Below are 12,172 nucleotides of genomic sequence, written 5' to 3'. Positions count from 1 at the left end.
GCTCGCCTTAAACTGCAGCGTCCGCGCAGCCACTACGGATCTATTCCCGGGTTGAATAAGTGTTGATCGATCAGATCACATAGGCAGTGGGCTACTACCAAGTGGGCCTCCTGAATGCGGGGGGTCGATTGCACCGGGATCCGAATCTCGATATCTGGCGGGCGCAGTCGTCTGCCCGCCTCGCCACCGTCGCGACCAGTCAGCGCCACGGTTCGCACTCGGCATTGCTGGGCGGCTTGAATCGCGCTGGTGATATTGAGGCTGTTGCCGCTTGTGCTCAGAGTGAAAAGCACATCGCCGGGTCGGCCAATCGCTCGAATCTGCTTAGCAAATACCTCCCGATAGTCGTAATCGTTGGCGATCGAGGTCAAAGTGGAGCTGTCCGTGGTGAGTGCCACAGCCGACAACCCGGGGCGCTCCCGCTCGAATCGATTAAGCAGCTCGGAGGAGAAGTGTTGTGCGGCGGCCGCCGAACCGCCATTGCCACAGCACAGAATCTTGCCATCTTCGCGCAAACAGCGTGTCATGCTATCGGCTGCTTGAATGATGGCCGGGATCGAGTGATCCAGCGCCATCTGTAGTGATCGGATGCTGTCATGGAAATTCCGAGCGACTCTTTCATGCGCTTGCATGGGGCCTCGCTTCCCTGTTCGGTCAGGCTACTTGGAAGGCATCGCGTATCCATTCGATACTGCCTTGACCATCTATGGCGATGACGTCGAAACGACAGGCAGCGTTCGGGGCATGAGTCAATAGGTAATAACGGGCGGCGGCAATGAGCCGTTGTCGTTTCACTGGGGTCACGCTCTCCAGCGCTCCGCCGAAGCGTTTGGTGGCGCGCTGGCGTACTTCGACGAAGACGACCTCGCCGGTGTCCTCCATGATGAGATCGATCTCTCCCAAGCGCGTGTGAAAATTGCGCTGTAGGCAACGCAGGCCGCGGCGCTGAAGGAACTCGAGCGCTCGAGCTTCGGCTTGTTTGCCGAGCGTACGTGGATTAGGGCCCCTAGTCATGCGAGGGCTGGCCTGAGTTCTGTCGGGCTACCGAATTCGGGGCAATGAAGAGCGGTTGCAACAATCCATCAACGAACTGGGCCGGGTGCAAGTTGCGGTGGATGACCCCATGCTCGTCCATCGTTAGTCGGCCGGTGCGTCCCTTGAACTGCGCCCCGGCATCATTTTGCAATAGAGCAAGCATAGAGATAAGTCGATAGGCGTCCATACCCAATGCATAGAGTCGGGGAAAGTCTCGCGTATTCTCCGGCCAGAGCCGGGCAAGGCGATCGCGGGAGAGCGGGTCATCGGTGACTGTATCAGGGTTTGGTATGAGCCAAGGAATATCAGCAAGTAGCACGCCGTCCATGTCGCGGTCCGTGACCGGTTGGGGGGTTCCTTCATAGGCTTGGGCCGTGGCTATGATCGGCACGCCTACGCCGTGGTGGAAGCGAATCTGTGGGCGTATGAGTCGAGCCTCGCGCGGGAAGGCACCGACGAAGATGCAATCCATGTCCCGGCGGCGCCGGGGCTGGAACTGGAGATCCCGCTGCAGTAACAAGCGCAATTGCTTGTACCGCCGTATGCCAACATCGAGGTTAAGCAACGCTTCGATTGGGTCGCCGAAATCACTTGCTTCGGGCGTATAGCGCGTCTGTTCGAGTACGCGCCCGCCCAACGCCTGGAACCGCTGCTGAAATGCCTGTGCTACGCGGTCACCCCAATCGCTGTCCGAGGTGAGGGTCAGTGCGGTTTGGTAGCCACGTTGCCAGGCCAGCTCGGCCGCCGCGAAGGCATCGTCTTCCGGGGCCAGACCGAATTGATACAGCCCTTGGATACCGGCGGTGGAACTGGGCAGCGTATTGAGTCCCAGAATCGGCGTGGCGGCAAAATCCAGTACGGTGAGGCGCTGTAGGGCGCTCTTCGTGAGCGGGCCGACCACTACCTGGGCTCCCTCGGCTACAGCGGCTTGATAGGCGCTCAGGCTGTCCAGGCCGGCCTCGCCGACATCATAGACCCACAGACTCGGCCTTTGTTGCGGTGGATCCTGGTAGTAGGCGGCCAGAAAGCCGTGTTCGACGGCGTGGCCCACGGCGGCCAACGATCCCGAAAGTGGCAACAACAGTGCGATTGCCTTAGGCTTCTGCAGCGATCGCTTGGCTGTGGCTAGCAGGGTTTCGATGAATGTTCCATCGGCTGGATGGTTGGGGTAGCGTTGTTGCCAGGCGTGCAGCGCCGCGGGCAACGCCTGCGGATCGAGTTGGCGCGTGCGATAAAAATAAGCGAGCTCGAGCCAGCCACCGAAGCGGTCGGGAACGGGAGGAATCAGTCCGACGAGTTGCTGCATGGGGATCGCGAGCAGGGCGGACCAAAGCGTCTGTCGATTGGCTTGGCGGCTCGAGGGATTTTGCAATAGCTCGCTGCGCTGATCCCGCAGGCGGGCGGCGGCGAGCGGTTCTCCTGCGGCTAGCCGGGCATCGGACTCTACGGCTAGCCAGGCCGGGTGCAGCGCATCGGGTAGCGGCGCGGGACGAGGGGTTAGCGCCGCTAGGGCATCGGCACCCCGGTCGGCGGCGAGTGCAAGCCGCGCCTGGACGATGCGCCGTAAGGCGGCACTCGAGGGGGGCAGCGTGTGCCCGTGCGTTTGCTCCACAAGGGCGCGCGCGCGGCTGGGCTCGTTCAGCTCGAGATAGAGCTGGGCCGCCTGTAGCCGCAGCTCTGCTTGCTGTGGCGAGGGGGGCGCCGCGGCGGCTGCCTGCTCGTAAAGCAAGGCGCTGCGCGGCAAGTCACCGTTTGCCTGGGCGGCCGTGGCCTGTCGGAGCAGTGTCTGCACGGCCGCGGGTGGACGGGTTGGGCCCGTAGGCGTTTGTACGCAGCCAGCCAGTAACAGCAATCCGCAAAGAACGCCTAAAAGACGAGCGGTTGGGCCCGGATGCGCCGGGGCCAACCACTTGGCACTCGCCGCACCAGCCGGTGCCCCTTGGCCGCCCGCCATGCCAATCTTTGCATGGTGAGCCTGCGGCGCGGTTCCGTCTCTGCATGCATTATTGCCGATGCGACTGGGCGGCCATAGTATATAAGCGGACCCTGGGGTGGTATGGCTTAGAATTAGAATCACCTGCTGGTTGCCCGTAGCAATCGACGACTCGTAGCTCTCCGGCGTCGCTCGCACGAAACTCGCCGGTGAGTCTCCTAAGCAAAGACGCAAGTATCCGGATGCAAGAGCAAGCCTGTCAATCCACTCTCGGTGTGTTGTATTGTGTTGCCACACCGATCGGTAATCTCGCCGATATCAGCCACCGCGCGCTCGATGTATTGGGGCGGGTCGCTGTTATTGCCGCTGAGGATACCCGCCACACCGGCCGGCTGCTTGCGCATTTTGCAATCAGTAGGCCGCTACTCAGTTTTCATGAGCATAATGAAGCGCAACGTTCTCCCATGCTCCTTGCTCGATTAGAGGCAGGGGAGTCGATCGCCTTGGTCAGTGACGCCGGCACGCCGCTGATCAGCGATCCGGGTTTTCGCTTGGTACGGGAAGCGCGCCTTAGAGGGCTGCCGGTTTCGCCGATTCCCGGCGCCTGCAGTATCATTGCGGCGCTTTCGGTGGCAGGTTTACCCACGGATCGCTTCGTTTTCGAGGGTTTTCTTCCGGCGCGCCCGAGCGCACGGCAACGCTACCTGCAGGGGTTACGTAGCGAGCCACGAACCTTGATTTTTCTAGAGTCGAGTCATCGAATCGGCGCCGCCTTATACGATCTCGTGGCGGTATTTGGTGCCACCCGTATGGCCACGCTGGCCCGTGAGCTGACCAAGCGCTACGAGACGGTTCGGCTCGACACATTGACTGGACTGGCCAGCTGGGTAGTGGCACAGGCGGAGCGCGAACGCGGCGAGTTCGTGCTCGTAGTGGCGGGCGCGAGCGCCGAGCTGCAACCGCAGCATGCCGCCAGTCTGGCCCCCGAGATGGCACTTGGCGTGCTGCTCGAAGAGCTGCCGGTGAAACAGGCCGCCCGCTTGGTAGCGCGTCTGACCGGTGCTCCGCGTAACGAACTTTATCGTCTTGCCCTCAAGCAGCGACATTGACAGTGCGCGTTTGGCAGTGGTGCGTTAAGCTATCCGGCAGACGGGAAGTTGGCTGGGCAGTCGCTGTGTCGTTAACGGTGCAGAGGAAAGTCCGGGCTCCGTAGGGCGAGGTGCCAGGTAACGCCTGGGCGGCGTGAGCCGACGGAAAGTGCCGCAGAAAACAGACCGCCGATGGCCCGACCAACGGGCTCAGGCAAGGGTGAAAAGGTGCGGTAAGAGCGCACCGCGCGGGTGGCAACACTCCGTGGCACGGTAAACCCCACCTGGAGCAAGACCAAATAGGGAAGCGAGCGTGTGGCCCGCACGGCTTTCGGGTAGGTCGCTTGAGGTGCGCGGTGACGCGTACTCCAGAGGAATGGCTGCCTTCGACAGAACCCGGCTTATAGGCCGGCTTCCCGTCTACTTATTTGCGACTCGTTCCGGCACCGTAAAATTTCGCACCCTGTTAAATCATGCAATTGTATTTTGCAGCATTAATGCTGCCCGCCTTTCAACTTATTGTTTATTAGTTCAATTTTTAGCGAACCTAATGTGTTGCTGTGTAACCTGTAAAGCTCACTTTAAGCAATTGTTATGAAAAGAATAATTTAAATATTTTTGCTTGACGTCGGATTTTTGGAAATTTACAGTGTGGAAAAAAGTGGGTGAGAGTGGTAATAAATGGAGCCGAGGGATATGGCAGGGGATATAGGTGTTTCGTGGCGTCGCTCAAATCAATCTGGACGTAAAGGGGCGGATGGCATTTCCTGGCCGCTACCGCGATAGACTTCTGCAGAGCAGCGATGGCCAGGTTGTGGTGACGGTGGACCGAGATCATTGCTTACTTATTTATCCTTTGCCCGAATGGGAGCGGATCGAGCAAAAATTGATCAAGCTCCCGACTTTGAACCGCACGGCGCGGCGGTTGCAGCGGTTGCTCATAGGTCATGCCACGGAATGCCAACTGGATGGAAACGGCCGAATTCTGTTGCCGCAACCGCTACGCGAGTTCGCTGGGCTGGACAAGAAGGCCGTGCTGATCGGGCAGGGCAATAAATTCGAGCTTTGGGATGAGCCGGTCTGGCACGAGCGGCGCGACCAATGGCTCGCGGAGGCCGCGCAGGAGAATGAACTGCCTGAGGAGCTCGAAGCGCTTTCACTATGATGCGCAGAACCATCGAGGGCCGCATCATCGCCCGGTGTTGTTGGAAGCGGCCATTGACGCTCTGCGTATTCAGGCCAATGGAGTTTATGTGGATGGAACCTTTGGCTGCGGTGGCCACGCAGCGGCAATTTTAAAACGGCTGGCAACGGGCGGTCGATTGGGACTGATCGATAAGGATCCGAGCGCCATCAGTCGAGCTCAGCAGAAGTTTGCGGCCGATGCGCGTTGCTTTATTCATCACGGTTCTTATGCCGAGCTCGGTGTGCTTGCCGATACGTGCGGTGTGCGAGGTCGCATCGACGGAGTGCTGCTTGATCTGGGGGCCTCGTCTCCACAGCTGGACGAGGCACGACGGGGATTTAGTTTTCTGCGAGATGGGCCGCTTGATATGCGCATGGACCCTTCCAAGGGCGTATCAGCCGCCGCGTGGCTTGCAGATACGCCACTTTCGGAGATCGAGAGTGTGATCAGGCGATACGGCGAAGAGCGCTATGCTCGCCGTATCGCGCAAGCCATCGATGCCTCTCGGCAAGCCGGACGATTGCCGCAGACGACCGGCGCGCTCGCTGCATTGATCGCCGCGGCTGTGCCGCGCCGCGAAGTCGGTAAGCATCCGGCGACCCGTAGCTTCCAGGCCATTCGCATCGCAATTAACGATGAGTTGGAGGAATTGCGGTGCTTTCTCGCAGGGATCTGCGATTTACTCTGCCCAGGCGGTCGGTTGGTGGTGATCAGTTTCCACTCGCTCGAGGATCGGCTGGTGAAACGCTTCATGCGTGACCATAGCCGGATCGGTGATCTACCCCCGGGTATTCCAATCGTGGCGCACTCCATGCGCCCGCGGCTGCGGCGGCCAGCGAAGCCCGTACGCCCAGGCGCCGAGGAGATAAGAGTCAACCCACGAGCGCGCAGTGCCGTGTTGCGAGTAACGGAGCGATTACCTTGAAGGCTCGATCCGCCGCAGCGGTCTTCGTTTTACTGGCGATGGCCGTCGGCTCTGCCGTCGGGGTCGTTTATAGCAAACATAAGAGTCGACGGTTGTTTATACAATTACAAGATCTACAGCAGGAGCGTGATCAACTCAAAACCGAATGGGGCAGGCTGCAGCTCGAGCAGGGTGCATGGGCAACCCATGGGCGAGTCGAGCGCATTGCTCGTGAGCGGCTCGAGATGAGGATACCGAGGCAGGGCGATGTGGTGATTCTATCGGTAGACAGCCAATGATTTGCTGGCCCTCCAGGGGGTCGATCTACGAAAAACGGGGGGCAAAACTTGATCAGGCATGCTTTGGATAGCAAGCCGCAGCCTTTGTCCCGGTGGCGCCCGGTGGCGCTGATGTGCTGTTTCATCGGGTTTGCGGGTGCGTTGCTTTGGCGTGCCGTGGATTTGCAGGTTTTGAACCGAGATTTCCTGCTCAACCAAGGTGCCGCGCGGTTTCTGCGCGATGTAGAGATCCCGGCCCACCGAGGGGTGATCCGAGACCGTAATGGTGAACCGCTGGCCATCAGCACACCGGTGGACTCGGTTTGGGCCGACCCGAGCGATCTGCTGCTGGCAAGCCGCGATAAAATAGCGCGGCTTGCGCAACTATTGCAGCTTGATGCCGAGCGTTTGCGCGCCGATCTGCGCGCTCGGCAGGATCGTGAATTTGTCTACTTGCGTCGACGCATTACGCCGACTTTGGGCCAGGAAGTGGTCGATCTGCGGTTGCCGGGCGTCGCGCTGCAGCGCGAATACCGGCGTTTCTATCCGGCCGGTGAGGTGGCTGGTCAACTCGTCGGTTTTACCAATGTCGACGATGTGGGCCAAGAGGGCGTAGAACTCGCCTTTAACAACTGGTTACGCGGGGAGCCCGGTGCGAAGCGGGTGATCAAGGATCGACTGGGCCGGGTGATAGAAGATATAGAGCGGCTGCGCGAGCCCAAACCGGGACATGCCCTCGTGCTCAGCGTGGACCGCCGGCTTCAGTACATCGCTTATCGCGCCCTTAAGGCGGCGGTCCGGAAACACGGCGCGCGGTCCGGCTCGCTGGTGTTGCTGGACGCCCGTACGGGCGAAGTTTTGGCCATGGTCAACCAGCCGGCATTCAACCCCAACGACCGCGCGGAGCTGATTCCTAGCCATTATCGCAACCGAGCTGTCACGGATGCCTTCGAGCCCGGCTCAAGTCTCAAGCCGTTTACGATCGCAGCCGCGCTGGACAGTGGTCGGTTCGCTCCCCATTCGCTTGTGGACACGACACCCGGCGTGTTGCGTGTGGCGAGTGACACCGTGCACGACGTGCGCAACTACGGCGTCATCGATGTCATGACGGTGATCGAGAAGTCGAGTAACGTTGGGGCAGCAAAAATCGCGCTGGATCTGAAGCCGGGCACCGTATGGCGGATGCTTGGTCGGGTTGGTTTCGGTCGTTCCACGGGCAGCGGGTTTCCAGGAGAGGCGGGTGGCTATCTCTCGGGACGACCGCCGCGCTACCCGATCGACCGGGCGACCTTGGCTTTTGGCTATGGAGTCTCCGCCACGGCTTTGCAGCTCGCGCAAGCCTACACCGCCATCGCCAATGATGGACGGCTGCTGCCGGTATCGCTGCTGCGCGTGAACAACGCGCCGGCGGGCCAGTCTGTCATAAGCGCGCGCAGTGCTAGAGCCGTACGCTCCATGATGGAACAGGTGGTCTCCAGCGAGGGCACGGCGCCCAAGGCCGCCATTCCGGGCTATCGCATCGCCGGCAAGACCGGGACCGTGAAGAAGTCCGCCTCCGGCGGCTATTCGGATCGCCGTTATGCGGCCTTGTTTGTCGGTATCGCACCCGCCAGCGCGCCTCGTTTTGTCTGCGCCGTGATCATCAACGAGCCGACCGGGAAGCCGTACTATGGCGGGCTGGTGGCCGCACCGATCTTTAGGCACGTGATCGAGGGGGCGCTGCGGTTGCGCAACGTGCCGCCCGATGGCCGCTTGCGGCAACCGGCGCTGTTGGCCGCCGGAGAGATGACACCATGACCGCCCCCTTGGCTCGGGCAGCGCATCGATTGCGGGGGCTTCTCGAACCGCTCGGGATCGAAGCCGACGAGCGGCCGATCCATGGAGTTGCCGTGGACAGCCGAGCAGTGCGCCCCGGTTATCTGTTCATGGCGGTCCAAGGCACGTTACACCATGGCGGGGAGTTTGCCGCCGAGGCGCTCTCCCAAGGTGCGGCCGCGATTCTTTGGCAGCCTACCCCTGGCTTTGATGACCAAGCGTTGAGTGCACGTTGCGCCAAACAAGCCGTGCCGTGTATAGCAGTGCACTCCTTGCACGCGCAGGTGGGGATTATCGCGGCCCGTTTCTATGGCGATCCAGGCGCGAATATGACTGTGATCGGTGTAACGGGTACCGATGGTAAAACCTCGGTCAGTCAGTTTATCGCCCACGCCTTGGGCCGCAAAGAGTACCGCTGCGGGATTCTCGGCACGCTCGGCTGTGGATTGCCGGGCCATTTGCGAAGAGTCACAAGCCTGACCACCCCGGATCCGATAACGCTCCAGTGCGAACTGAACCAGTTACGAGCTCGGCACGCCCAGGCGGTTGTGATCGAGGTGTCCTCACACGCGCTGGATCAGCAACGCCTCGCCGGAGTCGGTTTCGATGTCGCAGTGCTCACCAATCTCAGTCGCGATCACTTGGACTACCATCCCTCGCAGGCCGCTTATGCGCAGGCCAAGGCATTGCTGTTCCAGCGGCCCGAACTCCATACCGTGGTTGTCAACGTCGATGACGATTTCGGTCGCAGTCTACGGGCGAGCGTGCGCCACGCCCGGGTGATCGGTTACTCGCTGGCCGGTATCGAGACGGCGCAGCTGCGCTGTCTGCGCCTCGCGGCCCAGTCCGATGGGTTGCGGTTGCTGCTGGATGCCGGCGGTTGTCGAGCCGCCGTCCGGGTCGGCCTGTTGGGACGCTTCAATGCGGCCAACGTGCTCGCAGCGCTCGGTGCTTTGTTGGCGCTGGACGTCCCGCTCCGGGAAGCACTGCAGCGATTGTCTTTATTGCAACCGGTCAGCGGGCGGATGGAGCGTTACGGGAGCGAGGGCCGGCCCACGGTGGTGATCGATTACGCCCATACGCCGGCGGGTCTGCAGGCGGCGTTGGCGGCGATGCGCGAGCATTTTGCGGGGCGCATCTGGTGCGTTTTCGGTTGCGGCGGGGACCGCGATCGAGGTAAGCGGCCGCTCATGGGCGCGCTCGCCCGCGCCAGCGCGGATCGGATTATCATCACCAACGATAATCCGCGTACCGAAAATCCCCGGCGCATCATAGCCGAGATCCAGGCCGGGGCCGGCGCGGACAGTCGCGTGAGGGTCATTGAAGATCGCAGGGAAGCGGTTATCCATAGTATTCGAGCGGCGGCTCCTGAAGATGCCATCCTGGTTGCCGGCAAGGGTCATGAGGAGTATCAGCTTATAGGAACCCGGCAATTGCCTTACAGTGACCGCGAGACCGTTAAACAAGCGCTGGGGGGGGGGCACTGATGGATGCGGTGTCACTCAGCCGGCTGGTCGCCGATCTGGGCGGGCATCTGCGCGGGCCGGATACCGAGGTCATCGGGGCGGCGCTCGATTCACGCCGCATCCGATCGGGTGAACTCTTTGTCGCCCTTACGGGTAGCCGAGCGGACGGGCATGATTACCTGAGCGCTGCCCGTACCGCCGGGGCCGCGGCGGCGTTGCTCGAGCGTGCCGTGCCGGAACCGTTGCCGCAGTGGATCGTAGCCGATGGCCGCGGGACGCTGGCCGCCTTGGGCTGCTGGGTGCGAGAGCACTGCGCTGCGACTCAGATCGTGGCCGTGACCGGGAGCAATGGCAAGACCACCGTCAAGGAGATGTTGGCAGCGATACTCGCCCGCCACGGTGCGACCTTGGCCACCTCGGGGAACTACAACAACGAACTCGGCGTACCGCTGACCCTGTGCCGTCTGCAGCGCCGCCACCGTTACGCCGTGCTCGAGCTCGGCGCCAGTGCTCCTGGGCAAATCCGACGTCTGACGCAGTGGGTTCGCCCGAGCGTTGGCGTCATCACCAATGCCGGCCCGGCCCACCTAGACGGTTTCGGCTCGGTGGCCGGGGTGGCGCGAGGTAAGGGTGAGCTGTTCGAGACGTTGCCCGACGATGGGATCGCCGTAATCAACGTCGACGATGCTTTTGCGAACCTCTGGCAGCGACTGGCTCGCCCCCGACGCTGCATTACTTTTGGACTCGATCGGCGAGCCGAGGTCCGTGCCACTACAGCGGCGGACGGTCAGTTGGAGTTGCGTTGGGATGGTCGGGTGTTGCCCGTGCGCTTGCCCTTGCTCGGGCGCCATAACCAGCTCAATGCACTGGCGAGTGCCGCAACCGCGTTGGCGCTCGAGCTACCAGGTGCAGCGATCCGGGCCGGTCTGGAAGCGATGCGCCCGGTGCCGGGGCGGTTGTGCTGGCGTGAGGGGATCGGCGGGGCCCGTATCTTGGACGATACCTACAATGCCAATCCCGCTTCACTGGCGGCGGCGATTCGCGTATTGGCCGAAAACTCGCAGCGTCGTTGGCTGGTGTTGGGCGATATGGCCGAACTGGGCGAGACGGCTGGTCGCCTGCATCGGCGTGCAGGCCAGTTAGCGCGCGCGGGTGGGGTCGAACGACTGTTCGTGATCGGCGAACTCGCCGCTGCAAGCGCCGCCGGGTTCGGGCTCGGAGCCGAGTGTTTCGATGATCGTGAGGCGCTTGTCAAAGCCCTATCCGGTGGCCTTGGGCCGGATATTGCGGTGCTCATCAAGGGCTCGCGCTCGGCGGCCATGGACATCGTTGCCGATCGATTGGCGGCCGACAAGCCGGATGCGGCCGAGATGGAGGGCTGAACGTGCTGCTGGTCCTGGCCGAATGGCTGGCGCAATACTACGGCGTTTTCAACGTCGTCCAGTATTTGACTTTCCGCGCCATTGTCGGAGCGTTGACTTCGTTGATCATTTCGCTGGCGGTGGGGCCGCTGCTCATTCGTTGGCTGGTTCAATACCAGGTTGGCCAGCAGATCCGCCAGGACGGCCCGCAGACCCACTTCTCGAAGGCCGGGACACCGACCATGGGCGGTACGCTGATCCTACTGAGTATTGCCGTATCGACGCTGCTGTGGAGCGATCTCAGTAATCGTTTCGTCTGGATCGTTTTGTTGGCCACGCTGGCCTTCGGTGCGGTCGGCGGGGTGGACGACTATCTCAAGCTCGTTCACGGTAACAGCAAGGGGCTGTCGGCGCGAATCAAGTATGGTTGGCAGTCGGCACTCGGGTTGCTCGTGGCGTTGGTGCTGTATGCCACGGCGCAAGCGCCGGTCGAGACCTCTTTAATCGTCCCCTTCTTCAAGTCGGTGCGGATCTCGCTGGATTGGTTGTTCATCCCGCTGACCTATTTCGTCATCGTGGGTTCTTCCAACGCGGTGAACCTCACCGATGGGCTCGACGGGTTGGCCATTGTGCCCACGGTCTTGGTCGGTGCCGCGCTGGCGGTGTTCGTCTATGCCACAGGCCATATCACGTTCGCACAGTATCTCGGCATTCCATACATCCAGGGTGTCGGCGAGGCGGTGGTATTCTGCGGAGCACTGGTGGGTGCAGGATTGGGCTTTCTCTGGTTCAACACCTATCCCGCCATGGTGTTCATGGGCGATGTGGGGGCGTTGGCGTTGGGCGCAGCACTGGGTGTACTGGCCGTAGTGGTGCGCCAGGAATTGGTGCTGTTCGTTATGGGTGGCGTGTTCGTCATCGAGACGCTGTCGGTCATGGTGCAAGTCGCCGCTTTCAAGCTGACCGGTCAGCGCGTGTTGCGAATGGCGCCACTGCACCATCATTTCGAGCTCAAGGGCTGTCCGGAGCCGCGGGTCATCGTTCGGTTCTGGATCGTCACCATCATTCTGGTCCTCATCGGGTTGGCGACACTGAAGCTGCGCTAA

General features: G+C 61.6%; 11 protein-coding genes and 1 other RNA gene. 9 read left to right on the top strand and 3 right to left on the bottom strand.

Annotation, left to right across the window (positions count from 1 at the left end; translation table 11 throughout):
- Window positions 1-32 precede the first annotated feature (32 nt).
- From NB231_RS05495 to NB231_RS05485, 3 genes are read right to left on the bottom strand one after another with little or no spacing between them, the layout of a single operon-like run.
- Entirely contained in the window at window positions 33-632 is a 600-nt protein-coding gene (locus tag NB231_RS05495; protein WP_040661891.1) for a phosphoheptose isomerase, read from the bottom strand.
- 22 nt (window positions 633-654) lie between these two features.
- Window positions 655-1,014, bottom strand: a complete 360-nt coding sequence (locus NB231_RS05490) for a YraN family protein (protein WP_005000429.1) — start codon at window positions 1,012-1,014, stop codon at window positions 655-657.
- The gene (locus NB231_RS05485) at window positions 1,007-2,827 is read right to left on the bottom strand and encodes a penicillin-binding protein activator (RefSeq protein WP_198007238.1); all 1,821 of its coding nucleotides are present in this window, start codon (window positions 2,825-2,827) and stop codon (window positions 1,007-1,009) included. The genes NB231_RS05490 and NB231_RS05485 overlap by 8 nt, the downstream gene beginning before the upstream one ends.
- A gap of 383 nt (window positions 2,828-3,210) precedes the next feature.
- Here NB231_RS05485 and rsmI point away from each other — a divergent pair, with 383 nt between their 5' ends.
- From rsmI to mraY, 9 genes are all read left to right on the top strand, one after another.
- Complete coding sequence (rsmI, locus tag NB231_RS05480; RefSeq protein ID WP_005000425.1) at window positions 3,211-4,077, top strand: 16S rRNA (cytidine(1402)-2'-O)-methyltransferase; 867 nt, start codon at window positions 3,211-3,213, stop codon at window positions 4,075-4,077.
- 44 nt (window positions 4,078-4,121) lie between these two features.
- An RNA gene (gene rnpB, locus NB231_RS17195) (RNase P RNA component class A) lies at window positions 4,122-4,476 on the top strand.
- 292 nt (window positions 4,477-4,768) lie between these two features.
- Window positions 4,769-5,221 (top strand): division/cell wall cluster transcriptional repressor MraZ, encoded by a 453-nt coding sequence (gene mraZ / locus NB231_RS05475; protein WP_040661888.1) that lies wholly within the window; start codon window positions 4,769-4,771, stop codon window positions 5,219-5,221.
- On the top strand, window positions 5,184-6,167 hold the full coding sequence (gene rsmH, locus NB231_RS05470; protein WP_084766241.1) for a 16S rRNA (cytosine(1402)-N(4))-methyltransferase RsmH: 984 nt from the start codon (window positions 5,184-5,186) through the stop codon (window positions 6,165-6,167). Before mraZ ends, rsmH begins: the two co-directional genes overlap by 38 nt.
- Entirely contained in the window at window positions 6,164-6,445 is a 282-nt protein-coding gene (gene ftsL / locus NB231_RS05465) for a cell division protein FtsL (RefSeq protein WP_269593378.1), read from the top strand. Before rsmH ends, ftsL begins: the two co-directional genes overlap by 4 nt.
- A 48-nt stretch (window positions 6,446-6,493) precedes the next feature.
- Window positions 6,494-8,221, top strand: coding sequence for a peptidoglycan D,D-transpeptidase FtsI family protein (locus NB231_RS05460; protein ID WP_005000418.1), 1,728 nt, complete (start codon window positions 6,494-6,496; stop codon window positions 8,219-8,221).
- A complete protein-coding gene (locus NB231_RS05455; protein WP_005000417.1) occupies window positions 8,218-9,726 on the top strand; it encodes a UDP-N-acetylmuramoyl-L-alanyl-D-glutamate--2,6-diaminopimelate ligase in 1,509 nt (502 codons plus the stop codon). Before NB231_RS05460 ends, NB231_RS05455 begins: the two co-directional genes overlap by 4 nt.
- Entirely contained in the window at window positions 9,726-11,087 is a 1,362-nt protein-coding gene (locus NB231_RS05450) for a UDP-N-acetylmuramoyl-tripeptide--D-alanyl-D-alanine ligase (protein WP_005000416.1), read from the top strand. Before NB231_RS05455 ends, NB231_RS05450 begins: the two co-directional genes overlap by 1 nt.
- Before the next feature lie 2 nt (window positions 11,088-11,089).
- Window positions 11,090-12,172 carry a phospho-N-acetylmuramoyl-pentapeptide-transferase gene (gene mraY, locus NB231_RS05445; protein ID WP_005000415.1) on the top strand — a complete coding sequence of 361 codons (1,083 nt, stop codon included), beginning with the start codon at window positions 11,090-11,092 and terminating at the stop codon, window positions 12,170-12,172.

It is taken from the genome of Nitrococcus mobilis Nb-231, assembly GCF_000153205.1.
Classification (GTDB): domain Bacteria; phylum Pseudomonadota; class Gammaproteobacteria; order Nitrococcales; family Nitrococcaceae; genus Nitrococcus; species Nitrococcus mobilis.
Note: the sequence above shows the minus strand (reverse complement) of the source record. Positions and strands in the feature narration are given on the sequence as shown.